The 25,002-nt window shown below is 58.1% G+C and carries 24 protein-coding genes; 16 read left to right on the forward strand and 8 right to left on the reverse strand.

Going from position 1 to position 25,002, the window contains the following annotated elements:
* Positions 1–73 precede the first annotated feature (73 nt).
* Together mrcB and gloA2 are read left to right on the forward strand one after the other, a co-directional pair.
* A complete protein-coding gene (gene mrcB, locus ACTG1K_RS20800) occupies positions 74–2,392 on the forward strand; it encodes a penicillin-binding protein 1B (RefSeq protein WP_100652841.1) in 2,319 nt (772 codons plus the stop codon).
* A 58-nt stretch (positions 2,393–2,450) separates the two neighbouring features.
* A complete protein-coding gene (gene gloA2 / locus ACTG1K_RS20805; protein ID WP_236351074.1) occupies positions 2,451–2,858 on the forward strand; it encodes an SMU1112c/YaeR family gloxylase I-like metalloprotein in 408 nt (135 codons plus the stop codon).
* A gap of 73 nt (positions 2,859–2,931) precedes the next feature.
* Here gloA2 and ACTG1K_RS20810 read toward each other — a convergent pair whose 3' ends face one another.
* A complete protein-coding gene (locus ACTG1K_RS20810) occupies positions 2,932–3,252 on the reverse strand; it encodes an SMR family transporter (protein ID WP_005335659.1) in 321 nt (106 codons plus the stop codon).
* Positions 3,249–3,635 carry a DMT family transporter gene (locus ACTG1K_RS20815; RefSeq protein ID WP_005335660.1) on the reverse strand — a complete coding sequence of 129 codons (387 nt, stop codon included), beginning with the start codon at positions 3,633–3,635 and terminating at the stop codon, positions 3,249–3,251. Before ACTG1K_RS20815 ends, ACTG1K_RS20810 begins: the two co-directional genes overlap by 4 nt.
* A gap of 158 nt (positions 3,636–3,793) precedes the next feature.
* Between ACTG1K_RS20815 and ACTG1K_RS20820 the strand changes: the two genes are divergently transcribed.
* From ACTG1K_RS20820 to ppa, 3 genes are all read left to right on the forward strand, one after another.
* On the forward strand, positions 3,794–4,675 hold the full coding sequence (locus tag ACTG1K_RS20820; protein WP_021229560.1) for a LysR family transcriptional regulator: 882 nt from the start codon (positions 3,794–3,796) through the stop codon (positions 4,673–4,675).
* Positions 4,676–4,784: 109 nt separating this feature from the next.
* Positions 4,785–6,365, forward strand: coding sequence for a DUF3369 domain-containing protein (locus ACTG1K_RS20825; RefSeq protein ID WP_440006619.1), 1,581 nt, complete (start codon positions 4,785–4,787; stop codon positions 6,363–6,365).
* Between the two features lie 217 nt (positions 6,366–6,582).
* Entirely contained in the window at positions 6,583–7,113 is a 531-nt protein-coding gene (gene ppa / locus ACTG1K_RS20830; RefSeq protein ID WP_236347263.1) for an inorganic diphosphatase, read from the forward strand.
* A gap of 28 nt (positions 7,114–7,141) precedes the next feature.
* Here the strand turns inward: ppa and ACTG1K_RS20835 are convergent, their stop codons facing one another.
* Positions 7,142–7,489 carry a hypothetical protein gene (locus ACTG1K_RS20835; RefSeq protein WP_440006621.1) on the reverse strand — a complete coding sequence of 116 codons (348 nt, stop codon included), beginning with the start codon at positions 7,487–7,489 and terminating at the stop codon, positions 7,142–7,144.
* A gap of 139 nt (positions 7,490–7,628) precedes the next feature.
* Here ACTG1K_RS20835 and ACTG1K_RS20840 point away from each other — a divergent pair, with 139 nt between their 5' ends.
* From ACTG1K_RS20840 to ACTG1K_RS20890, 11 genes are all read left to right on the forward strand, one after another.
* Complete coding sequence (locus ACTG1K_RS20840) at positions 7,629–8,519, forward strand: hypothetical protein (protein WP_047439570.1); 891 nt, start codon at positions 7,629–7,631, stop codon at positions 8,517–8,519.
* Positions 8,520–8,739: 220 nt separating this feature from the next.
* Positions 8,740–9,282, forward strand: a complete 543-nt coding sequence (locus ACTG1K_RS20845) for a YtfJ family protein (RefSeq protein ID WP_197927730.1) — start codon at positions 8,740–8,742, stop codon at positions 9,280–9,282.
* Between the two features lie 44 nt (positions 9,283–9,326).
* Positions 9,327–9,626 carry a hypothetical protein gene (locus ACTG1K_RS20850; RefSeq protein WP_440006623.1) on the forward strand — a complete coding sequence of 100 codons (300 nt, stop codon included), beginning with the start codon at positions 9,327–9,329 and terminating at the stop codon, positions 9,624–9,626.
* A gap of 31 nt (positions 9,627–9,657) precedes the next feature.
* Positions 9,658–10,254: a DUF2796 domain-containing protein gene (locus ACTG1K_RS20855; protein WP_005354691.1), complete on the forward strand. Its 597-nt coding sequence runs from the start codon at positions 9,658–9,660 to the stop codon at positions 10,252–10,254.
* A 4-nt stretch (positions 10,255–10,258) separates the two neighbouring features.
* Positions 10,259–10,948 carry an ABC transporter ATP-binding protein gene (locus ACTG1K_RS20860; RefSeq protein WP_005362918.1) on the forward strand — a complete coding sequence of 230 codons (690 nt, stop codon included), beginning with the start codon at positions 10,259–10,261 and terminating at the stop codon, positions 10,946–10,948.
* Complete coding sequence (locus tag ACTG1K_RS20865) at positions 10,942–12,189, forward strand: ABC transporter permease (RefSeq protein WP_021229567.1); 1,248 nt, start codon at positions 10,942–10,944, stop codon at positions 12,187–12,189. The genes ACTG1K_RS20860 and ACTG1K_RS20865 overlap by 7 nt, the downstream gene beginning before the upstream one ends.
* Before the next feature lie 31 nt (positions 12,190–12,220).
* Positions 12,221–12,694 (forward strand): DUF3299 domain-containing protein, encoded by a 474-nt coding sequence (locus ACTG1K_RS20870; RefSeq protein ID WP_440006625.1) that lies wholly within the window; start codon positions 12,221–12,223, stop codon positions 12,692–12,694.
* A gap of 104 nt (positions 12,695–12,798) precedes the next feature.
* Positions 12,799–13,659 carry a TIGR03899 family protein gene (locus tag ACTG1K_RS20875; protein ID WP_047439578.1) on the forward strand — a complete coding sequence of 287 codons (861 nt, stop codon included), beginning with the start codon at positions 12,799–12,801 and terminating at the stop codon, positions 13,657–13,659.
* 276 nt (positions 13,660–13,935) lie between these two features.
* Entirely contained in the window at positions 13,936–15,573 is a 1,638-nt protein-coding gene (locus tag ACTG1K_RS20880; RefSeq protein ID WP_440006627.1) for a methyl-accepting chemotaxis protein, read from the forward strand.
* Between the two features lie 693 nt (positions 15,574–16,266).
* On the forward strand, positions 16,267–16,950 hold the full coding sequence (locus tag ACTG1K_RS20885) for a hypothetical protein (RefSeq protein WP_323897221.1): 684 nt from the start codon (positions 16,267–16,269) through the stop codon (positions 16,948–16,950).
* Between the two features lie 163 nt (positions 16,951–17,113).
* Positions 17,114–17,773 (forward strand): hypothetical protein, encoded by a 660-nt coding sequence (locus ACTG1K_RS20890; protein ID WP_440006629.1) that lies wholly within the window; start codon positions 17,114–17,116, stop codon positions 17,771–17,773.
* 529 nt (positions 17,774–18,302) lie between these two features.
* Here the strand turns inward: ACTG1K_RS20890 and cysC are convergent.
* The 5 genes from cysC to cysG all read right to left on the reverse strand — a co-directional run bounded on the left by cysC (position 18,303) and on the right by cysG (position 24,811).
* Positions 18,303–18,893 carry an adenylyl-sulfate kinase gene (gene cysC / locus ACTG1K_RS20895; protein ID WP_040068268.1) on the reverse strand — a complete coding sequence of 197 codons (591 nt, stop codon included), beginning with the start codon at positions 18,891–18,893 and terminating at the stop codon, positions 18,303–18,305.
* Between the two features lie 248 nt (positions 18,894–19,141).
* Positions 19,142–20,866 carry an SLC13 family permease gene (locus ACTG1K_RS20900; protein WP_440006632.1) on the reverse strand — a complete coding sequence of 575 codons (1,725 nt, stop codon included), beginning with the start codon at positions 20,864–20,866 and terminating at the stop codon, positions 19,142–19,144.
* A gap of 4 nt (positions 20,867–20,870) precedes the next feature.
* Positions 20,871–22,298, reverse strand: coding sequence for a sulfate adenylyltransferase subunit CysN (gene cysN, locus ACTG1K_RS20905; protein WP_005362935.1), 1,428 nt, complete (start codon positions 22,296–22,298; stop codon positions 20,871–20,873).
* Positions 22,299–22,310: 12 nt separating this feature from the next.
* A complete protein-coding gene (gene cysD / locus ACTG1K_RS20910; protein ID WP_101348056.1) occupies positions 22,311–23,279 on the reverse strand; it encodes a sulfate adenylyltransferase subunit CysD in 969 nt (322 codons plus the stop codon).
* 95 nt (positions 23,280–23,374) lie between these two features.
* Positions 23,375–24,811: a siroheme synthase CysG gene (gene cysG / locus ACTG1K_RS20915; RefSeq protein ID WP_440006635.1), complete on the reverse strand. Its 1,437-nt coding sequence runs from the start codon at positions 24,809–24,811 to the stop codon at positions 23,375–23,377.
* Positions 24,812–25,002: the final 191 nt, after the last annotated feature.

Here is a 25,002-nt window from a genome sequence, read left to right on the forward strand (position 1 = left end):
GTTCGGCGGGTTAATCCCGCTCGAACGTTCGCGAATGCGACATAACAAGTAGAAAGGAAAGCAAAGAGGATTTATGGCAACCCAACGACGCAAGCGTGCCCCCAAGAAGGCAGCGCCCAAACGCACCATCTGGCGCAAGCTGTTCTGGCTTGGCTTCAAGCTCTCGCTGGTGGTGGCGGCCTTTATGGTGGTGTTTGGCATCTACCTCGATACCAAGGTGCGCGAGCGCTTCGATGGCGAGAAGTGGCAGCTGCCGGTGATGGTCTACAGCCGTCCGCTGGAGCTCTACCCCAGCCAGCGCCTGTCGCGGGACCAGATGCTGCGCGAGCTCAACATGCTGAGCTACAAGCAGGTGCGCCAGCCTCACACACCGGGTGAATACACCATCAATGGCAACCGCATCGAGCTGATTCGCCGTCCCTTCGAGTTCTATGACGGCGCCGACGGAGCCCGTGGCCTGCGCCTCACCTTCAACGGCCCGCGTCTTGAGGGGATCCAGTCGCTGGAGAACCAGCGCCAGCTCGGTTACGCCCAGATGGACCCTGTGCTGCTCGATCGCCTCAATACCGAGGATCGGGAAGATCGCCTGCTGGTTCGCATCGCCGAGGTGCCCGACAGCCTGCTGGTGACCCTGCTCACCACCGAAGATCGCGACTTCTACCAGCATGGCGGTGTCTCGCCGGTGGCCATCATGCGCGCCATGTTCGCCAACCTGATCGCGGGTCGCACCGTGCAGGGGGGCAGTACCCTGACCCAGCAGCTGGCCAAAAACTTCTTCCTGACCCGTGAACGCAGCCTGTGGCGAAAACTGCAGGAAGCCTATATGGCGGTGCTGATCGACTATCGCTACAGCAAGGACGAGATCCTGGAGTCCTACCTCAACGAGGTCTATCTGGGGCAGAACTTCTCGCAAGGGGTCTATGGTTTCGGCCTCGCCTCCTACTTCTACTTCGGCATTCCGGTCAACGAGCTGGATATCGATCAGGTCGCCCTGCTGGTCGGTCTGGTGAAAGGCCCCTCCTATTACGACCCATGGCGCTTCCCGGAGCGGGCCAAGACCCGCCGCGATCTGGTGCTGAAGCTGCTGATGGATCACGGCAGCCTGACCCAGGCCGAATATGAGCTGGCCAGCCGCCAGCCCCTCGGCATCATCGCCCGTGGCCAGATGAGCTATGGCCGCACACCGGCCTTTATGGGACTGCTCAAGCGGGAGATCCAGAGCCGCTTCGGCGCCGATCTGCTCAAGCAGTCCGGCCTCAAGATCTTCACCAGCCTCGACCCCATCGCCCAGCATGCGGCCGAGCGGGCGGTCGAATCGGGCCTCGCCGATATCGAGAAGCTGCGCGGCAAGAAGAAGCTGGAGGCGGCCATGGTGGTCTCCGACTGGCACAAGGGCGAAGTAGTGGCGCTGGTGGGTGGCCGCGATCCCCGCTACGCCGGGTTCAACCGGGCGCTGGATGCCCGCCGCCAGATCGGCTCGCTGGTGAAACCGGCGGTCTACCTGACCGGTCTCTCCAACGGCCTGACCCTGGCGACCCCACTCAAAGATCAGCCGATCCGTATTCGCGGTCAGGATGGCCAGGTCTGGACACCGCAAAACTACGATCGCAAGTTCCGCCAGAGCGTGCCGCTGATGGATGCGCTGGCCAGCTCACTCAACGTGCCGACCGTCAATCTGGGTCTGCAGGTGGGGCTGGAGAAGGTTGTCGACACCCTGCACAAGCTGGGAGTCCAGCAGGAGATCCAGCCCTATCCGTCGCTGGTGCTGGGGGCGGTGGCCCTCTCCCCGCTGGAGGTGAACCAGATGTATCTGCCCATCGCCAATCAGGGGCTGACCCAGCCGCTGTCGGCCATTCGCGCCGTAGTCAACGGTGATGGCAGCCTGCTCTATCAGCATGATCAGACCGCCAAGCGGGTCACCGACCAGCAGGCAAGCTGGCTGACCCTGTTCGCCATGACCAAGACGGTGAGTCAGGGTACGGCCCGCGCCCTCAGTGCCAAGTTCCCCGGCGCCACCATGGCGGCCAAGACCGGCACTACCAACGAGCTGCGCGACTCCTGGTTTGCCGGGATGGACAACAACGAACTGGTCAGTATCTGGGTCGGTCGCGACGACAACACCCCGGCAGGTTTGACCGGTGCCAGCGGAGCCCTGCAGCTCTTTAGCGGCTACATGAGCCAGCGCGGCGTCAACAGTCTGGGACTGAAGATGCCGGAAGGGGTCACCTGGGCCAACTTCTCCCGCGCCAGCGGCACCCGCGTCGCCAGCGACTGCCCGGGCAGCCTGCAGGTGCCGGCCAAAGCCTCCACCATGGGCTCCCCGGCCGGCTGCGCCAGCAGTGCGACGCCACGCAGTGCGCTGGATGACTGGTTCGGCGGTTTCTTCAACTAGATCAACGACACGGGCAGCGCAGGCTGCCCGTTCACTATGCTGCTGACAAGGAAACACCATGACCTTTCCGCTGTTTGACGCCATCCACCATGTGGCCATCATCGCCAGCGATTACCCACGCTCGCGCCACTTCTACCACGAGGTGCTGGGGCTGCCCATCATCGCCGAGACCCTGCGCGAAGCGCGCCAGTCATGGAAACTGGATCTGGCCCTGCCGGACGGCAGCCAGCTGGAGCTGTTCAGCTTCCCCTCACCTCCCGAGCGCCCCTCCAGGCCCGAGGCGTGCGGCCTGCGCCATCTCGCCTTTCGGGTCAGCGATCTTGACCGGGTCATCGCCCACCTGCTGGCCCATCAGGTCGAGGTAGAGCCGGTGCGGGTGGACGAGCTGACCGGCAAGCGCTTTACCTTCTTCGCCGACCCCGACGGCCTGCCGCTGGAGCTCTACGAAGCGCCGCGCTTAGCCTGAGTCGGTCAAACAGTCGGCCAAACAAAAAGCCGCTCGGTTGCAACCGGGCGGCTTTTCTTATTGCTTCAGGTTATCAGGCGGTAGTCAGCATAACGACAGCCAGCGCCATCACCATCATGCCAGCCCAGCCGATGGGCTTGAGCCGCTCACCGAAGAAGAGCAAACCGCCCAGCGCCGTACCGACGATGCCGATAGCCCCCCAGGTGGCGTAGGCAACAGCCAGGTCAATCTGGCCGCCACTTACCGCTTCCGAGAGCAGGGTAAAGGCGCCGAGTACCAGCATGATCCCCAGGAATCCCCACCCCTTGTAACGAAACCCCTTGGAGCGGTTGATGGCCATGTTGGCGCCGATATCGATCAGTGCGGCACCCAGTACAATCACAAACGGACTCATGCTGTGGCCTCCGCTTCTACTGACTTGTCTGCGGGCTCATCATGGGTCTCCCCCATGGTCACCATAACAATCCCCACTATCGCGAGAGCCAGGCCAATCAGCTCCTGAACGGTCACATCGTAACCAAGGAACATGACCGACACTATGGTGATCAAGGTGATCCCGAGCCCCTCCCAGAGCGCAAACGCAATACCAATGGAGATTGTTTTGGCGGCTTTCGCCAGCAACCAGTACGAGAAACCGATCAACAGCCACATCGGGATGTAATTCATCCAGCCAGCCCCCTGCTCGGGGATCATGGCCATGCTGGAGGTACCGGCGACCTCGGTCACGATGGCGCCGGTCAAAAACAGCCGGGCCAGAAACATACGACTTAATAACATATAAGATGCCTTTGTTGCTTCGACGGGAGAGATGGTAAACGGGGAGAAGCAACTCGCGACAATCGCTCAGCGTCGATTATTCCGACGCTGCAGGTTTGCCTTGCCTTGGTTCGGCACGCTAAGGTGATGGTGAAAAACTCCGCCACAGCCTGTAAAAGATGAAGCTATATCAAATAGAACTCTTTGTAGAGTCCGCCAATAGCGGCTCTATTGCCAACACCGCCCGTCGCCTCGGCAAAAGCCGCAGCGCCGTCAGCACCTCCATCGCGGCGCTGGAAGTTGAGCTTGGCGTCGAACTTTTTGAACGAGGTGCCAATCAGAGTCGCCTGACCGAGATCGGTGAGCTGGTGCTGGATGATTGCACCCGCCTGCTGCAGGCAGCCAACAGCCTGCAGCAGAAGTGCAAACATTACGCCTCGGGGGCCGAAGTGGCGCTGCGAGTCGCCCGCGATGACGCGATTCCCGAACCGGTGTGGCGCGAGATGCTGGCCAGCCTGCACAATCAGTTTCCCGGCACCAGTATCTCGCTAGTGCTCGCCTCTCCGCCCGAACTGCCGGCGCTGGTGGAAGAGGGATTCGTCGATGCCGCTTTTGGCCTTATCACAGAAGATCAGGAGCGCAGCGGCCTCAATATCGACGTGCTCAACCCGATCCGCACCCTGATGGTGGTGGCACCCAGCCATCCGCTGGCCGGACTGAAGCGGGTCAAACAGCAGGATCTGACCGATCACACCCAGGTTACCCTCTCGTATGTAGATGAATTTTCGGTAAAAAGCCTGTTGCCAGTAGGGGGCCAGCATATCGGCCTCTCCAGCTTCGAGTTGATGCGCAATGCGGTGCTGGACGGACTGGGCTGGGCGGTGCTCCCCTCGCCACTGATCCAGAGCCAGCTGCGACAAGGCTCCCTGCTGACTCTGAAACACAAGTTCAGCCTGCAGTGGCGGGATTACGGGGTCTATCTGGCGGAAAACGCCTATCACGGCAAGGTGTTGGCCTGGTTGAAGAAGTCGATCCAGGGGTATCTGGAACCTTTCGAGTAGCGATAAAGAGGCGGAGCCAGCTCACGATATCTACTTATCCTGATGATCCGAGAGGATGTGATCGTGCATACTGTTCACATACTCATTGAGCGCCGGAGGCGTAACCGATATGAGCAGTGCCCAAGACAAGGACGATATCTTGCTGGACGACGACATCATCGAACTCGATGATGAGGAGGTCGTGGTCCCCAAGGCACTCAACCCATGGCAAGTGCTGATCGTGGATGATGAGCCGGATATCCATCATGCCACCCGCCTGGCCCTCTCCAACATTCACTACAAATCCCGTCCGCTGGAGCTGCTCAATGCCTACAGCGGCGCCGAAGCTGGCCGCATGCTGGAGGCCAATCCCAGGATTGCACTTATCCTGCTCGATGTAGTGATGGAGACCGAAGACGCAGGTCTGCGGCTGGTGCACCGGATCCGCAACGAAATGCACAACTCGCTGGTGCGGATCGTGCTGCGTACCGGCCAACCCGGCCAAGCCCCCGAGCAGCGGGTGATCCTCGATTACGACATCAATGACTACAAGACCAAGACCGAGCTGACGGTACAAAAGCTCTACACCACTGTCATCGCATCCCTGCGTTCATACGAAACCCTCAGTGCCATCGACAAGAGCCGTCAGGGGCTCGGCAAAATTCTGGAAGGAGCGGGCGATCTCTACCATCTTCATTCACTCAAGGAGTTTGCCTCCGGCGTGCTGAAACAGATCAGCGCCATTCTCGATGTGGGCACCGAAGGGGCTATCTGTGCCGAGCGCCGTCCCGGCGAACAGGGGCTGGAGATCCTCGCCGCTACCGGCGACTACGAGACTCTGCTGGATGATGGCAAGATCACCGACTTCCCCACCCTCAATGACTCGGTCATGAAGGCACTGGCGGCGCGCTGCAACCGCTTTGAACACCCGCAGGACTCCCTCTATATCGCAGCCCAGAATGGTCGCGAGTTCGTGCTGAGTTTTACCCCGACCCAGCCTCTCGATCCCCTCGAGTGCGATCTGCTGGATGTCTTCTGCCAGCGCATCTCGGCGGCCTACGACAACCTCTATCTCTACAACCAATTGCTGCGCGCCCAGGAGGCCACCGTGGTGGCGCTAGCGGCGCTGGCGGAGTTTCGCGACTCCGATACCGGCGAGCATGTCTTGCGGGTGCAGAAGCTCTCGGATGCCATCGTGGCCGAATTGAAGCAGATGGCGGCCTATCCCGAGCAGCTGACTCCGGAGTTTGTCGAGATGATCGGCATGGCCTCCATTCTGCACGATGTGGGCAAGGTGGGCACCCCGGATCATATCCTGCACAAGCCCGGCCGTTTCGACCCGGAAGAGCGGGCCATCATGGAGCAGCATGCCGGCATCGGCGCCAATATCCTGCACAAGGCGGGCGAAATGGTGGAGGGAACCAGCTACCTCTCTCTCGGCGCCGAAATCGCCCGGGGCCACCACGAGCATTTCGATGGCAAGGGCTATCCGCAGCAGCTGGCTGGTCAGCAGATCCCGCTGTCGGCGCGGATTGTGGCGGTAGTCGATGTATTCGATGCCCTACTCAGCAAGCGCCCCTACAAGGAGCCCTGGACGCTGGCGCAGACCATGGTGTATATCCAGTCACGCTCCGGCACCCAGTTTGACCCTCATGTAGTGACAGCCCTGTCGCGACTGGTCAACGAATCGAGACTCCCCTACTCGCTCTGACCCTTTTTGCTCGCAACTCTACATGCCCTGCCGGTGACCTTGCTCACCGGTAGGGGCATCAAAACAGCTGTTTTGTTGCATCCTGCACACATCAACGCGCCGCAAACAGGAAACATCCCCCTTCTTTGTTAGCGATAGCCGCTGAAATATGGTCATTTAACATCACATCGCTATAATATCGGCCTGCAAACCTGATACTAACAACGAAGGAATTATCATGAGCCTGAACCTGGTACCGGCTGGCAAGAGCCTGCCCGACGATATCTATGTCATCATCGAAATCCCGCAGAATGCCGACCCGATCAAATACGAAGTCGACAAGGACAGCGGTGCTATTTTCGTCGATCGCTTCATGTCTACCCCGATGTTCTATCCGTGCAACTACGGCTACGTGAACGCGACTCTCTCTCTGGATGGTGACCCCGTCGACGTACTGGTTCCGACCCCCTACCCGCTGCTGGCCGGCTCCGTCATTCGCTGCCGTCCGGTTGGCGTGCTGAAGATGACCGACGAATCAGGCGAAGATGCCAAGATCGTTGCCGTACCGCACTCCAAGCTGACCAAGCAGTACGACCACATCCAGGATGTGAACGATCTGCCGGAACTGCTGAAAGCCCAGATCCAGCACTTCTTCGAGCGCTACAAAGAGCTGGAAGCGGGCAAATGGGTCAAGGTGGAAGGTTGGGGCGACAAGGCCGCTGCCGAAGCCGAGATCAAAGCCTCTGCCGAGCGTTACGCTGCCAAGTAAGCATCACTCGGCTTGTAAAAAAGGCGCCTTATGGCGCCTTTTTTGTCGGTGTTTGCGGCAGCTGACCGGCTGCATCTCCGGCAGGATTGCCCTGAATGTATATTTCACGGCCATCTTTCTGGTAGGGACGATAGTAATCACCGCCACAGCGATAGCCGCCGCCAAGCTGGCTCATCAGCTCGCAGTTGACTGGCAACACCTCCAGCCACTTGATGGCCTGCTGATAGCGCAACCACTCCTGCCATTCGTGCTCGCGTGCCAGCTGATCACGCAGGGCAAAGGTATCCGCAATGGACATCCCCTTGTTGACGATCACTTGACCCGCCATGGCTGGCAGGCTGAGCAGCCCAAACAGCACTATGATCCAAGGCTTCATAACCCCTCCAGAGTGACTTAATTTCACAATTAAATTAAAAGTCACATCAATCTGTTATCCAGATCACAAAACGAAACATCACCAAAGTGGTTCCGGCTCACCTAGTTGTTAATTATCGTCCACGGCAGGAAGCACCACCATGAAGCTGACCCCCGCGCTGTTGCTCAGCCTCACTCTCAGCACCACCCTTGGCGCCACAAGCAACGCCAGCGAGATCAACATGAGCTGGCAGTGGCAATCCACCGATGGCCAGCGCAAGCACTTCCAGCTGACCACCGACGATCAGGTGATGGCCGCCAGTCGCCACGAGATGAGCCTGCTGAAAGCTTCCCTCACCAATCCGCTGGAGACGCTTTACGCCTACATCAGCCCGCGGCTCTACAACAGCATCAACCTGATCAATCAGAGCAGCCCCGAGACCGCTACCAAATTTCGCAATCTGGAGCAGGCCTTCACCCTGCGGGACGACAGCATGGAGTCGATGCTGTTCTGGCAAGCCTACCAGCAGTATCAGGAGGATGCCTTCTACCAGATGAGGGTGATCCCCTGCGTCCATCCTGCCAATCGCAAACTGCCTTGCGTGCGACCCGATTACTCCCAGCTCTTCTACCACTTCAAGGGGCATCTCAAGCCGCTGGCGCAGCAGTTTGCCGCCAAGGATCTCGCCACCAGCGTCAGCCTGCTGCAGGAGTGGCTGAACGCCATTCCCACCCAGCCGGAGCAGCTGGATCACTTCGCACCGCCACTGCAGGCGCTGCAGGATAACAAGGCCGACAGCGATGAGAAGGCGCTGCTGATGGCCAGTCTGCTGGCGGAGCTGGCCCCGCAATATGTGCTCAGCATCATCTACCCGGATATCAGCATCGGCAGCGTCTCCCCTGCCTGGCTGGCCATTACGGCAGACAGTGGCGTACCCGGTGATGTGGTGGTGATCAACAATCAGCGCCATGTGCTGCTGACCGGGTCGTCCCTGCTGGCCCAGCAGATGACCATGGCCAAGATCCCCCTCATCAGCGAGTCGCTCTACTGACGCAGACAGCTCAGACCAGCAGCCAATTCATTGATTTTTATCGATGTCATGCCATCCTAGCCGCCCTTGCCAGCCAACCTCCTGACTGGCGGGGCGCCGACGCTTCTGAATTGCGATCTTATTTAACACTTTTTAAACAGATCCGATCAGTTTAGGATGAAGCTCGCCCATTCCCTCAATCCGAAACTCGTTATAACATAACAAATGGAGTGTCATCAGGATGAAACATCTGGTACTTACTTTGGCGCTGCTGCCATCTCTGGTCTTTGCTCACAACGTCAAGGATGGCAACCCGGTGCCGCTGGTCAATATCAGCGACAAGGGTGAGCTGGTACTGAACGGCAAGGATATCGGCTACCAACCGTGGCAGAGCACCTCGCTCACCGGCAAGGTATTCCTGATCCAGCATATTGCCGGTCGCTCCAGTGCCAAGGAGCTGAACGCCCCGATGATCGAGGCGATCAAGGCCGCCAAGCTGCCCCATGACAAGTATCAGACCGTCACCGTCATCAACAGCAATGACGCCATCTGGGGCACCTCCGGCTTCGTGAAGAGCAGCGCCGAGGACAGCAAGAAAGAGTTCCCCTGGTCCGCCATGGTGCTGGATGCCAAGGGCATGGCGCGCAACGCCTGGGATCTGACGCCGGAAAGCTCGGCGATCATCCTGCTGGATAAAGAGGGCAAGGTGCTGTTTGCCAAAGATGGCCAGCTCGATGCCAACAACATTGCTACCGTGATGGGGCTCATCAAGTCCCATCTCTAAGTCAGAGAGAAAGGGCGCTGATGGCGCCCTTTCCATAAGGGTCTATGGGTCGTATCAAGCTGAAAATCTGGATCTTGCTGCTGGGCTGGTTATGGCTGCAGCCTGCCCTTGCCCGGCATCAGCTTGAATCCGCCCTGCCCGGCCACGACGACCATCACTGTCTGGTCTGTGCCCTCCATCTGGATGGCAAGCAGGTCATCACCGCTACCCCCTATTGTTTCCCCGGTTCGACCTCTGTTCTGCCCGCTGTTGCAACCATGCAACACTCGGTGGATACCGCCACGCTTCACAGCTATGCCATCCGTGCGCCGCCCGCCTCTGCTTTTCTCTATCCCTTTGTTTAATTTCGCTATTTGTTTTGAAAAAGGATTAAAGATGAAAGCAGTTACTCTGTTGCTGGCCGCAGCGGCCTTTGGCGCACACGCAAATCACGACGAACACGAGAGCCACAGCCACGGCGCCCACGAGCATGGCCACGGCCACCTCAATCTGGTGGTCGATGGCGACCAATTGATGATCGAGCTGCAGGCACCCGCAGCCGATCTGGTGGGCTTCGAGCACGCAGCCAAGAGCGATGAAGAGAAGGCGCAGTATGCCAAAGCGGTCGCCCGCCTCCAGCAGCCTGACGCCCTGTTTCGCTTCGACCCGGCCGCTGGCTGCAAACTGACCCAGCAGGAGCTGCAAGCCGCCAAAGAAGAGCATGATCACGACCACGACCATGACCATGACCATGACCATGACAAGGCTGCCAGCGACAAACATGAAGACCACCATGATCATGACGAAGCGGGTCACGCCGATATGGGCGCCATGTACACCTACACCTGCGCCACCCCGGCCAAACTGACCGGCCTTGAGGCGACCCTGTTCAGCGTCTATCCGAGCCTTGAGAAGCTGAGCGTGCAGGGGATCCTGCCCACCGGCCAGACCGCTGGCGAGCTGACCCCGTCCGCCAACAAGCTGAGCTGGTAACGCCATGAAAAAAGCCGTGGTTGAGATCCGCGATCTGGCCTTTGCCTGGCCAGGTGGCGACGCTGTACTCGATCTGCCCGCCCTCACCATCCGCGAGGGTGAGCGGGTCTTTATCAAGGGCCCGTCGGGCTCCGGCAAGTCGACCCTGCTCGGGTTGCTGGCCGGGATCCAGACCGCCAACCACGGCACCCTGGAGGTGCTGGGCCAACCATTGGCCCGGCTCTCTGGCCGTGCCCGTGACCACTTCCGGGCGGCCAATCTGGGTTATATCTTCCAGCAGTTCAATCTGCTGCCTTTTCTCTCGGTGCAGGACAACGTGACCGCTGCACTCACCTTTTCGCCCGCCAAACGGGCTCGCCTGCAAGGGAGTCCGGAGCAGGAGGCGCGCCGTCTGCTGGCGGAGCTGCAACTGCCGGATGAGGCGCTGCATCGCCCCGTCCATGCCCTCAGCATTGGCCAGCAGCAGCGGGTTGCCGCCGCACGGGCGCTGATCGGCTCGCCGCCACTGGTGATCGCCGACGAGCCCACCTCGGCCCTCGACACCGACAACCGGGCGGCCTTTATCAAGCTGTTGTTCGAGGAGTGCGACAAGCAGGGCTCGACCCTGATCTTCGTCAGCCACGACCCTTATCTCGAACCCCTGTTCCCGCGGGTAGAAAACCTGCAACAGCTCAACCGGAGGGCATCATGCTAAAGCTCGCCCTGCAAAGTCTCTGGGCCCGCCGACTCACCGCCGGGCTCACCCTGTTGGCCGTCGCCATCAGCGTCACCCTGCTACTCGGGGTGGAGCGGGTGCGCACCCAGGCCCGCGAAAGCTTCTCCAACACCGTCTCGGGAACCGATCTCATCGTCGGCGCCCGCTCCGGTCAGGTTAACCTGCTGCTCTACTCGGTGTTTCGCATCGGCAACCCCACCAACAACGTGGGGTGGGACTCCTATCAGGCCATCAAGCAGAAACCGGGCGTCGCCTGGACCATCCCGCTCTCCCTTGGCGACTCCCACAAGGGATTTCGGGTGCTCGGCACCAATGGCGACTACTTCACCCACCTGAAGTACGGTCAGCAGCAGTCGCTGCAACTGCGGGAAGGGCGGCCGTTCGAGACGCCGTTTGAAGCTGTACTCGGCGCTCAGGTGGCCGAGAAGCTCGGCTATCACCTCGACCAATCCATCGTCATCGCCCACGGTGCTGGCAACACCTCGTTCAGCCAGCACGACAATCTGCCGTTCAAGGTGGTGGGTATTCTGGCGCCGACCGGCACGCCCATTGATCGCACCATCCATGTGCCGCTGGCGGGGATAGAGGCGATCCATCTGGGCTGGGATACCGGCCGCCACAGCAAGAACGTGACGCCGGAGCAGGCGCTGGCGCAGGATCTCACCCCGAAAACCATCACCGCCTTTATGGTGGGACTGAGCAACCGGATCCTGGCGTTCCAACTGCAACGCAGCGTCAACACCTATCCCAAAGAGCCGCTGATGGCGATCCTGCCGGGGGCCGCCCTGCAGGAGCTGTGGAGCCTGATGAGCGTGGCGGAAACCGCGCTGTCGGTGATCGCCGGTTTTGTGGTAGTCGCGGGCCTGATAGGCATGCTGACTACCCTGCTGGCGGGGCTTAACGAGCGGCGCCGGGAGCTCGCCATATTGCGATCCCTCGGCGCGGGCCCTGCCCACCTGTTCCTGCTGCTGGCGCTGGAAGCGATGGCGCTGACCACGGTCGGTATCGCTCTCGGGGTTGCCGTGCTCTATCTGGGACAGGGGCTTGCCTCGCCCTGGCTGCTCAGCCACTATGGCCTGCAACTGAGTCTGGGGCTGCCGAGCGCCTATGAGTGGCAGTTGCTGGGGGTAGTGTGGCTGGCAGGCATGGTGATTGGCCTGCTCCCTGCTGCCCGCGCTTACCGCTACAGCCTGAGCGATGGTATGAGCATTCGCGTCTAGCGAGACGCCCAAAATAGAAACAGAAGGACAGATGATGAAGTGGAAAATTGTGGCGCTGCTCGCCAGCCTGCTGGTGCTGCCCGCCCTGGCTGCCGATTACAAGACCATCGACTGGGATGTACTCATTCCGGAAGGGGAAAAACTGCTGCCACCGCCCCAGGTCAATCACGAAGATCCCATGTCGGTGCCGCAACCGGTGGGCGGGGTGAACAAGAATCTGGACAACCAGGATCTGCGCATTCCGGGCTTCGTGGTGCCACTGGAGGGGGATGCCAAGAAGATCACCGCCTTCCTGCTGGTGCCCTACTTCGGCGCCTGCATCCATGTGCCGCCGCCCCCCACCAATCAGGTGATCTATGTGAGCTACCCCAAGGGTGCGCCGGTGGATGATCTGTGGGATGCCATCTGGGTGAAGGGCAAGATGCGCACGGTCAGCTCCAGCCACGAGATGGCCACCGCCTCCTACTCGATGGAAGCGGTCGAGGTGAGCGTCTACGAGGAGTAATCCTCCCGTTGCAAAAAAAGCGGTCTCCACGGAGGCCGCTTTGTTATCTTGGTATCCCGGTTGGAGTAACATTCAGCTCCAGAACCTGTGCGAATGGAGTCAGCATGGCAGACCTCCCCCCCCCGAAAAAAGAGAGTTCGATCCTGAGCAGCCAGGAGCAGACCCTGCGTCTGGCCCGCAGTCGCGGTATCGACGGCATGCTCACCCGCAACACCGACAGCACCTTCGAACAGCGCGCCACCTTTCGCCATCTGGCGGATCAGGCCGCCCGCCAGCGCAATCTGGAAGCCATCATGGTGATGGCCTCCCGCCACTGCGAAGAGACCGCGGCTGGCGGCGAGATGGACAGCGACTGGCTGACCCGCTTCCTGCAACTGGCGGAAGATATCAGCATGGTGCCGATGCAGCAGCTGTGGGGGCGGATCTTCGCGCTGGAAGTCGCCACCCCGGGCCGCTTCTCCATTCGGGCGCTCGCCACCCTCAAAGAGATGACCCAGCGCGAGGCCCAGCTGTTTCAGCGCATCTGTTCACTGACTTGCCACTACACCGGCAGCGACGAGCAGCGATTGCTGCTGGGGCTGCACAAGGGGGCCACCCTGCTGAGTCGCGCCAAGGCAACGCGGCTCGGCCTTGGCAAATACCGGCTGCCCTACAACGCCCTGCTGCAGCTGTTTGAGCTCGGGCTGCTGCATCGCGCGGAGCTGGAGTCCGGCCCGCTGCCCGCCGATGGGGTCGAGCTGGAGTTCGGCAACCAGCGCTGGCGGCTGCAGTGCAAGCAGAACAACATCACCCTGCTCTACTACCGGCTCACCCCGGTGGGCAACGAGCTTGCCCAGCTGCTGCAAGAGTCGCCACTGGAGGAGTACCTGCAGGATCTGAAAACCGTGCTGGTGCAGGGGATCCAGATTGAAGTGATGCAGCTCGTCAGCGCCCCCTCCTCACCCGCTCCCGACCCTCTCCCCTGATCTCTGGCGGGGCAGCTGATGCCCCGTCGGTTCATGGCTCCTTCGCATCAAGCTGCTGGCTCCAAGCTTATGGGCTTGTCCAGAATAGGTTGCAAATTGCAGATGCCGCAGAGGCACACCCCGTCAGATCCGTTGCATATTGCAAACAACCACGCGTTTTTCCTCTCCAAACCTCGCTAATAACACATCAATCATTAGTTTTTGCCAGCTGGCCCGCCCTTTGCACATGTCTTGATGCAGATCAAAATTTAACCACCACGGCTCGGGAGCAAGGCCATGAGAATCAATCAACCGGTTACCCAAAGAGAACGTCTCTATCCAGACCACCAGAGCCTGATCTCCACCACGGATCTGGAGAGCCGCATCACCTACGCCAACGATGAGTTTTGCGAGATAGCAGGCTTCTCGCTCGACGAGCTGAAGGGGGAACACCACAATCTGGTGCGCCATCCTGACATGCCGAAACAGGCCTTTGCCGATCTGTGGGGTCACATCAGGGATGGCAAAAGCTGGATGGGGCCGGTGAAAAATCGCTGCAAGAACGGTGACCACTACTGGGTCAGCGCCTTTGTCACCCCCATCAAGGATGCCAGTGGCCGGGTGGTGGAGTATCAGTCGGTGCGCACCGCTCCGAGCGAGGAGATCAAGCAGCGGGCCGAGAAGGTCTATGCCGACCTTCGCAACAACAAGCTGCCGCTGGCGCTCAAGTTGCCCACCTTCTCCCATACCCTGGCCATCAACCTCTGTCTGCTGCTGAGCCTGCTCGCCATGTTTGCGCTGGGCTACAGCCACGATATGAACTGGCAACTGGCGCTGGCCGCCCTGCCGCTGGCGATAGCGGCCATCACCCTGAATGCCCTCTCCCGTCGCCTCGGCAAGCTCAACAAGATGGCCCGCAGCCGCTTTGACAACCCGCTGATGCAGCTGCTCTACACCAACAAGGTGGACAACATCGCCGCCATCGAACTCTCGATGGTGATGAATCAGGCCGAGTTCAACGCCGTGCTGGCCCGTACCCAACAGACTTGCAGCAAGATCCTGCAGGCCGCCGAGGGGGATCTGCGCAACGCCGAATCCATCACCGACAACCTGCAACAGCAGCAGGCCGAAACCAATCAGGTAGCCACTGCCGTGACCGAAATGTCGGAATCCATTCGCGAGGTGTCACAAAGCTCGACTGATTCCTCCAGCCTGCTGGATGAAACGGCCGTGCTGTTCAAGAGCGGCAACAGTAGCGTGGCCGAAACCGTGGCTGCCGTGGCGGGCATGAACAGCGAACTTATCACCTCCAAGAGCGTGATCAGTGCGCTGGTCGGCCACTGCCGCGATATCGACGGCATCCTCGATGTGATCAACAACATCGCCAACCAGACCAACCTGCTGGCCCTCAATGCCGCCATCGAAGCGGCCCGGGCTGGCGAAGCGGGTCGCGGCTTCTCGGTAGTAGCCGACGAGATCCGCACCCTCGCCATCAAGACCCAATCCTCGACCAGCGAGATCCAGAAGATGATCACCGAGCTGCAAACCAGCGCCGGGGATGCAGAACAGGCGATGGAGAAGGGCTGCCAACTCTCCGAGAGCTGCCAGCAAAAAGCCTCGGCAACCGGCACCATTCTCCAGCAGATCAACGATATGCTGCAGCAGGTCGCCTCCGGCAGCGGCCAGATAGCCCAAGCGGTGCAGGAGCAGTTCCACGTCACCGCCGAGATCAACCGCAACGTGCTCAGCATCAAGACCCTGGCCGATGACTCCAGCGTTGGCAGCCAACACGCCGTGCACGGCATCACCCAGCTGGTAAACCAGTTGAGCGATCTGGACCGGCTGGTACGCCAGTTCCAGAAAGGGGCTCCGACAAGCCAAAGCCGATACGAAGTGGCCACCACCCGCGCCGTGCCGGTACGCCAAGCCAGATAACCACGACACAAACAATCACCGCAGAAAAACCCTATGGGCCCGCAGGCCCATAGGGTTTTTTAATGCCCGCCAGCAAGAGGGCGGCACTGCCACTTTCACCGTTCGATTTTCCCCAGCTCTGATGGCTGCCACCGTTGAGCGGTTATATCGCCGTCCGTTATTTATTAATTTATTGATCTTGCTCAGAAAACCGCCCGCTTCCACTTTCCACCCCAGCCCCATTCGGTAACATAGCCGCTTGGCAACCTCTCGCAGGAGTCAGCCATGAGCCAAGCCAGTGTCAAAACGCAGGTAACAAACAGCAGACTGGAGGCTGAAATTCAGGGGCGGTAGCGTAATTTTTGCTGGTTGGCGCAGAGCGCACCGAAGCCCAACAGACGAGCATGATCACCTCAACCAGAGCGGGATAAACATCGATGGGGTCGCTCAGTAAAACAAATTTGCAGATACGTATTGCGGTAAACGTTGGGCTTCACTTCGTTTAGCACCGGTCTACCATTTTTAACTAAACATACGAGATGACTTTATTTTATAAAATTTTACATTACACAAAAAACTACATGTGAACGTAACATAACTTCATAATTTTAAGTGATTTTTCATGGAGGTTAAGAGGGTGACATTGAGTTATATGGAGGCATGATTGGACTCATGTCATTGCCCATTTAACTACTATTCATTTTCTAAGATAATATGCGCAAAGTAAAGCAAGAAGGTGGATGGGAAGTACATGAGATACTTGACCCTAATCAGGTTAAGAGAATCACAAAGTACTTCTACAAAAGAAAAAGAGCACCTCGAATAGAGTTAGAGGACAAAATTTCACAACAGTTAGCAGGATATACACTTATTGAAAAAGATCTTCGAAATGTCATAGCTTGGTTATATGAAATAGACCAACTACATTTAAAAGAGAGAAGAAATATGCCTCAAATATCTCTCGACCGTAAAACTTATAATATTGTTAAGGGTTTATATGTAGCAGCATTAACATTCTATGGAAAATGCTTTACTACCTGTGAGGGAAGAAAAATAAAGTTAGAAAAAAAGTTGCTGAAAGAAAAATACTGGAAACGTCATGATGAAATCATGCATATGCGACATAATTTTGCAGCGCATAGCGGTGCGGACAGCTTTGAAGAAGTAAAGATTGCACTAGTTCTTTATCCAAACAAAAGATCAAATGAAAAACCAAAGCTGTACAGAGAGCTAATGCAGCCTGACTTTCTTGATAATCCAGACTGCCCTTTTTCAGAGGTTGTGAATGATTTAAGAACTGCAGTTTTAAATAAAATTAGGCAAATAGAAGATAAAATCTATGAGCAAGAAATTGCCCCAAAGGGCAAGGAATATTGGTATAAAAAAACCACCAAGTAAAGACCTCCCACTAAATTTATTTTCAGAGTAAATTTAACTGGAAATATCTATCATAATTACTTGAGTTACAAAAATCGCAAAGCAAGGCCTGAAATTATTAACCACTTGTAGTAACAAGTCTTAATTTCATGTACGCATGCTTACAACAATGATGAAAAACGACATGACAAATACGTTTAAATGGGTTATCCATACAACCAAAAATGCTCGTAAACTTGGGTGCAAAAAAAATTCTTTCAATGTTAACCAGAAACTACCAATAGAGTTGGCAATTGACAATAATTATGAGTTAGAACTTTGTGAAATAATCGGAGGAGAAGAACGACGTTATAAAAAAAACGCCTTGGAAATTACCGAAACTGATGCCTATAAACTTACAAAAGTTGATGGAAAAATAAAAAAAGAAAAGATCCCAGGCAATTACTTCGAAGGCCGATACAAATGGTTATCATATCAGATTTGGAGAGATATTAAATCTAGGCTTAGTGAGCTACTGCCATTGTTGCTTTGGGGACTGCTATTACCACTAACTCTCCATGTATTATCATATACCCCTCCCTCCGAGATTACACAAGCTTTAAATATTCTCATTTCTCAAAATGCAAGTAAAGCCACTGTTTTTATCTCATGCGTGGGGTTTTCATCTCTCGGAATCATTTATCTATTTATTATTGAAAAAGGGAGCCATTTAAAAAAAGCAATCGAATTATTAATGAACCAGATTTTCGGATTGATAATTTGCGCCTCATCCTTTGGCATTGCATCAGCAATAATATCTGTTGCACAATCAGATAAAAAAAACAGAAACAAATCTTTGTTTTGAAATTTTTTTACCTTTGCTAATCTGCATTCTAAGTTACTGTGGCATCAGTTTTTTAAACGAGGTAAAAAAATATCATAAAAAATTTTCAGTATCTTATTTTATTGCCTTAATAATACTCAGCACTCTTTTTTCACAATATTTCAGCAAAAATAAAGCCATCCATTATATATACAGTTCTAGTTATAACCAGACGTCGACCTCAACTCAATAGGTCCACTTATTTTTGCTACTTTAGTGCGCACTACCTTTGGTATTAATTTTCAGCCTATAAGTTCGAATAGCGTAGCGTATTTGGACAATCGAGAATAACCCCGCAGCGATATAAGCAAGAATCGGAAGATCCCCTTGTGGGGTTGCTATCGACCTCTTTGGAATGGTTCAAGGCTCGCTGGTGCCACTATAAGCTGTATTTATGGCGTTTCCGATAATGACCCAACTTTTGCTTATAGTGGCTGCCGCCAGATAATAAGCGCCTGTGGTGGTCAACTTAACGACCGCCGGGCGCTTGTTATAGGTTCTTCCGATCCAATTACAGATAGTTCCCCTGCCGCAAGGCGGTCAGCAGCTCATCCACCAGCGTATCTACCGGTTTACCGGCATTCAGCAGATGGATTTCCGGCTGCTCCGGTGCCTCATAGGCGGAGTCGATACCGGTAAAATTCGTAATTTCCCCTGCCCGCGCTTTTTTATAGAGCCCCTTGGGGTCGCGCTCTTCACAGACGGCGAGCGGCGCATCGACAAAGACTTCGACAAACTCCCCTTCACCCAAGAGGCTGCGCACCAGCGCCCGCTCGGCACGAAACGGCGAGATAAAGGCGGTGAGCACGATCAGGCCCGCATCCACCATCAGTTTCGCCACTTCGCCGACCCGGCGGATATTCTCCTGCCGCGCAGCATCATCGAAACCGAGATCCCCGCACAGGCCGTGGCGCACATTGTCCCCATCCAGCAGATAGGTGTGCTTGCCTTGTGCCGCCAGCGCCTGCTCCAGCGCCCCCGCCAGGGTCGATTTGCCCGCCCCCGACAGCCCGGTAAACCAGATCACCAGCGGCTTTTGCCCTTTAAGCTCGGCCCGGCTCTGTTTGTCCACGGCATGCTTGTGCCACACGATATTGCTCATCCCACACTCCTTGCTTGGCGCTCACGCCTCAAAACTTAAACTGTCCGGCACCACGGGGAGCCGCCTCAGACTATCAGCCGACAACGTGCTGGTGCCATGGCATTGCTCATCCAACACTCCTTGATTGGCGCTTACGCCTCAAACCTTAAACTGTCCGGCACCACGGGGAGCCGCCCCGGACTATCAGCCGACAACGTGCTGATGCCATGGTATTGCTCATCCAACCCCCCTTGATTGGCATTTACGCCTTAAAACGGAAACAGCAGGGGCACCATCACAATCACCCCGAGGCTATAGGCCAGCGAGACCGGCAGGGCCAGCTTGAGGTAGTCCGGCATCTTGTAGTTGCCCGCGGCATAGACCATCAGGTTGGTCTGGTAGCCGTAGGGCAGGATAAAGCTGGAGCTGGCCCCGAACAGCACCGCCAGAATAAACGGCATGGTCGAGACATCCATGCTGAGCGCCAGCTGGTAACCCATGGGGAAGGCCAGCGCGGCGGCGGCGTTGTTGCTCATCAGCTCGGTCAGCACCAACGTAAACACATAGATACCGATAAAGGCGATGATGGGGCTGGCACCATTGAACTCCCCCATCAGCCAGTCGGCGATAAGCTTGGCCAGTCCGCTCTTTTCGAGCTGATCGGCGATGGCGAGCGCCCCGCCCACCACCAGCCAGATATCCAGCGGAAAGCGGCGGCGGATCTCGTCCAGGGTCAGAATGCGGGTGAGCAGCAGCGCCACCAGCATCAGCAGCAAGCCCTTGAACAGCGGCACCAGATCGAATACCGAGAGCGCCAGCACCCCGAGAAAACCCAGCACCACGGCGGCGCTGCGCTTGCCATCGAGACGGGTGGAGGCTTCCAGCCCACTCACCACCACAAACTCCCGCCCCAGCGATTTGTTGCGGGCAAACTGGGGGCCGGGGGCCAGCAGCAGGGTATCACCGGCGTGCAGTTCAATCTGGCCGAGACCGCCGGTGAGCTGGGTTTCGCCGCGGCGCACCGCCAATACCACCGCATCAAAGTGAGTGCGAAATTCGGCATCCTTGATGGTCTGACCCACCAGCCGCGAGCTGTGGCTGACGATCACCTCCACCAGATGCTGGCCGTTGAGGCGGTGCTGGCCGTAGAGATCCAGCCCCTTCATCTCCTGCAATACGCCGACGCTCTCCACGTCGCCGCAAAACAGCAGCACGTCCCCTTCGTGCAGCTCGTGTTCCGGCTGCACCGGGCAGATCACCTGATCGCCGCGAATAATTTCCGCCAGATAGAGGCTTTTCAGGCTGCGCAGGCCGTTCTCCTTGACGCTGCGCCCCGCCATCGGTGAACCAGCGCCCACCTTGGCTTCGAGAAAATAGCCTGATTCGCGGCTCATCTCGGTATCCTGCTCCGGCAGGTGACGAGCAAACAGCAGCACGGCCACCAGACCGGTCAGTAAGGTGCCCGCCCCCACCATAAAGAAGTCGAACATGCCGAGCGGCGGCGCCCCCATCTTGATGAGGAAGCTGTTGACGATAAGGTTGGTGGAGGTGCCGATCAGGGTCAGCACGCCGCCAAAGGTGGCCGCGAAGCACATGGGCAGCAGCAGCCGCGACGGCGCGTGGTTGGGGTTGCGTTTGACCGCTCCCAGCATGGAGGCCACCACGGCAGTGTTGTTGACGAAGGCCGACAGGAAGGCGGTGGAGAACCACACCTTCACCAGCACCTTGTTGAATGAACCCGTGCCCACCAGATTGGCGAACCAGCTCATGATGCGGGTCTTCTCCACCGCCAGCGACACCAGCAGCAACAGCACCAGCGTCAGCAGGGCACTGTTGGTGTAACCCGCCACCACGGCGTTGATATCCGCCAGCCCGCTCAGGTAGGTGATGAGCACGGCGCCCGAGAAGAGCAGCGCCGGGCGGAGTTTGCCCTGGATCAGCAGGGCCACGAGAGCAGCCAGCAGACCCAGCACCAGGAATTGTTGCCAGGTCATGGGCTTACTCCTTGCTTGTGTCGTTACCGATGGCAAGGGCTTGCCAGTGCGGGAAGTGCTTGCGCACCAGGGCGTTGAGCTCGATTTCGAACTCGCTGTAGTGCCCTTTTACCGCTTTGGCGGCCAAGCCTTCCACTATCATGCCGGCGCCGACGGTGACGTTGGTCAGCCGGTCGATCAGGATAAAGCTGCCGGTATCGCGGATCTCCTGATACGGGTCGAACGCCACCGGGTCGGTGAGGCTCAGCTCGCACAGGCCGATCTCGTTGAGCTTGAGTTCGCTGGCGGGCAGCTCGTCGAGCTTGTTGATCTCGATGCGGTGGCGAATGGCCTCCACCTGACCGCGACTCTTCTTGGTGGCCAGTTTGACGTCGTAGACCCGCCCCGGTTGCAGGGACTCCTCCCCCATCCAGACGATATGTGCCAGCACATTCTGGGTCACTTGCGGCCGCTTGGCGGCATCCACCAGCAAGTCGCCGCGGCTGATGTCGATCTCATCGGCAAAGGTGACGGTGATAGCCTGACCCGGCAGGGCGTACTCCAGATCCCCGTCGAAGGTGACGATGCGGGTCACTGTGCTCTCCTTGCCGGACGGCAGCACCGCCAGCTTGTCGCCGACCCGCAGAATGCCGGAGGCGAGCGTCCCCGCGAAGCCGCGAAAATCGAGATTGGGGCGGTTCACATACTGCACCGGCAGGCGCACCGGGTGGCGCTCCAGCTCGCGCTCCACTTCTGCCGACTCCAGCAGCGCCAGCAGGGTTTCGCCTTCGTACCAAGCCAGCTTGTCGCTCTGGTTGACCACGTTGTCACCGTCCAGCGCCGAAACCGGCACGATATGGATGGTGTCGACGCTGAGCTTCTTGGCGAACTCGCGGTAATCGGCACTGATGCGCTCGAACACCTCTTTGCTGAACTCCACCAGATCCATCTTGTTGACCGCCACCACGAACTGCTTGATGCCGAGCAGGCTCGCAATAAAGCTGTGGCGGCGGGTCTGATCCAGCACCCCTTTGCGGGCGTCGATCAGAATGATGGCCAGATCGCAGGTGGAGGCGCCGGTCGCCATGTTGCGGGTGTACTGCTCGTGGCCCGGGGTATCCGAGATGATGAATTTGCGCTTGGCGGTGGAGAAATAGCGGTAGGCCACGTCGATGGTGATGCCCTGCTCGCGCTCCGCTTGCAGGCCGTCTACCAGCAGCGCCAAGTCAAGCTTCTCGCCGGTGGTGCCGAGCTTCTGGCTGTCGGACTCCAGCGCTTTGAGCTGATCTTCATAAATCTGCTGGGAGTCGTGCAGCAGGCGACCGATAAGGGTGCTCTTGCCGTCATCCACGCTGCCGCAGGTGAGAAAACGCAGCAGACTCTTGTGCTGCTGGGCGTGCAGATAGGCTTCGATGCCCTGTTCGGTGATGGCGGTCTGAATATGGCTGTTCATGCTGACGACTCCTTAGAAATATCCCTGACGCTTCTTCTGCTCCATGGAGCCGGCCTGATCGTGGTCAATCAGCCGCCCTTGCCGCTCGCTCGAGGTGGTGAGCAGCATCTCTTCAATAATTTCCGGCAAGGTGGTGGCAGCGGATTCGATGGCCCCGGTCAGCGGGTAGCAACCGAGGGTGCGGAAGCGCACCAGCTCTTGCTTCACCTCATCCTCGGCGGTGAGCGGCATGCGATCGTCATCCACCATGATCTTGATGCCGTTACGCTCCACCACCGGTCGATGGGCCGCGAAATAGAGCGGCACTATGTCGATGTTCTCGAGGTAGATGTATTGCCAGATATCCAGCTCGGTCCAGTTGGAGAGCGGGAACACCCGGATGCTCTCCCCCTTGTTGACTTGGCTGTTGTAGACCCGCCACAGCTCGGGGCGCTGGTTCTTCGGATCCCAGCGGTGAGACTTGTCACGGAAGGAGTAGACCCGCTCCTTGGCGCGGGACTTCTCCTCGTCACGGCGGGCGCCACCGAAGGCGGCGTCGAAGCCGTATTTGTTGAGCGCCTGCTTGAGCCCCTCGGTCTTCATGATGTCGGTATGCTTGCCGCTGCCGTGCACGAAGGGGTTGATGCCCATGGCGAGCCCTTCCGGGTTCTTGTGGACGATGAGATCCAGCCCGTACTTTTTGGCGGTCTCGTCGCGGAATTTGATCATCTCCTTGAACTTCCAGTCGGTGTCGACGTGGAGCAAGGGGAACGGGATCTTGCCCGGATAGAAGGCCTTGCGGGCCAGATGCAGCATGACGGAGGAGTCCTTGCCGATGGAGTACATCATCACCGGGTTTTCAAATTCGGCAGCCACCTCGCGGATGATGTGGATGCTCTCGGCTTCCAGCTGCTGCAGATGTGTCAATCTTTCACGAGAGACACCTGCATGACTGCTCTCCGCGTTCGGCTGCTGCAAGTGGGTCAATCTTTCACGATCCATGTTGGTCCTCGGGTCATTGCTTATGCGCCTGCTCGGGGCGCTTGGTGGTTCAGTGGGCGGCCGCACCGGCAGCCACATCAAATAGCTCTTTGCGCTCAGGCCAGCTGCACCAGCTTGAGGTCGCAGCCATCGAGATCCGGGTTAGCGCGCAGCTGCTTGCCGCCCAGCTCTCCAAACCAGGCCAGCCGATCGCGCAGGGCGACCACTTCGCCGATGACGATAAGCGACGGGCTTAGCGCCTGTTTGGCCAGCTCGGCCAGATCAGCCAAGGTGCCGGTCAGCACCCGCTGGCGGGATGTGGTGCCGCGCTCGATGATGGCGATGGGGGTGGCTTGGCTTCGGCCGTGATCCACCAGCTGCTGCTGGATATGCTCGGAGCGCATCAGCCCCATGTAGATGACCAGGGTCTGACTGGTGGCGGCGAGCTGCTGCCAGTCGGGCTCCTTGCCCTCTTTTTGGCAGTGGCCGGTAATAAAGACGGCGCTCTGGGCGTAATCACGGTGAGTGAGCGGAATGCCGGCATAGGCGGTGGCACCGGCTGCAGCCGTGATGCCGGGCACCACCGAGAAGGGGATACCTTCGTCGGCCAGCACTTCCAGCTCCTCGCCGCCACGACCAAACATAAAGGGATCGCCCCCTTTCAGCCGCACCACCCGGTTGCCCGCCTTGGCGTATTCCACCAGCAGGCGATTGGTCTCCTCCTGCGGCACGCTGTGGGCGCCCGCCTTCTTGCCAACTGACACCAGAGTGGCGTCGCGGCGTACCAGATCGAGGATCTCAGGCGAGACCAGCTGGTCGTAGAGCACCACTTCGGCCTGTTGAATTTGTTGCAGCGCCTTGAGGGTCAAGAGGCCCGGATCACCGGGGCCCGCGCCGACCAGCACCACTTCGCCCACTTCGCTTTTCGCCTGATCTAGGCCATCACTCAGCCACTGCTCGGCACCTTGCCAATCCTCTTTTTCAATCAGGCTGGCGAGGGTGTTGGAGGCAAAGGCGCGCTCCCAGAAGCGACGACGATCGGAAATCGAGGAGAGCACCCGCTTGGCCTTGTCACGAACCCGGCCGGAGAGCTCGGTCAGCCCGCCAAGATGGCGCGGCAGCAGGCTCTCCAGCCGCTCGCGCAACAGGCGCACCAGCACCGGCGCCTTGCCGCCGCTGGAGACCGCCACCATCAGCGGCGAGCGATCGATGATCGAGGGGAAGATAAAGCTGGAGCGCTTGGGGTCATCCACCACGTTGACGAACAGACCCAGCTGATTGGCACTTTGATAAACCAGCGCATTGACTTCGAGGTTGTCGGTCGCCGCCACAACTAAAATCTGACCTGCCAGATGGGCCGGGGTGAAGCGCTCCGCCAGATGGGTGAAACGACCGGAAAATTCCGCAAATTCGGGTTCAAGCTCCGGGGAGACGATGGTCAGTCGGGCACCGGCCGCCAGCAGCAGGCGCGCCTTGCGCAGGGCAACCTCGCCCCCGCCCACCAACAGCACCGGGCGACCTTCCAACTTGGCAAACATAGGTAAATAATCCATTTCGGCCCATCCCTCGGAACACGACTAATATGGGGCGACTATAGGCAGGGCAGCTTATCCCTCAAAATAATAAAAAATGCTTTTTAATGCGTTTTGGTAATTAGCAAAGCCAATTCATGACAAAGGCGTACGAAGTCACTTGTGGTACCTGACGCCAGACCATAGGCTAGGGACTGTGTTTCATAAGGAGC

The organism is Aeromonas sp. 102P (assembly GCF_051920345.1).
Taxonomy (GTDB): domain Bacteria; phylum Pseudomonadota; class Gammaproteobacteria; order Enterobacterales; family Aeromonadaceae; genus Aeromonas; species Aeromonas veronii.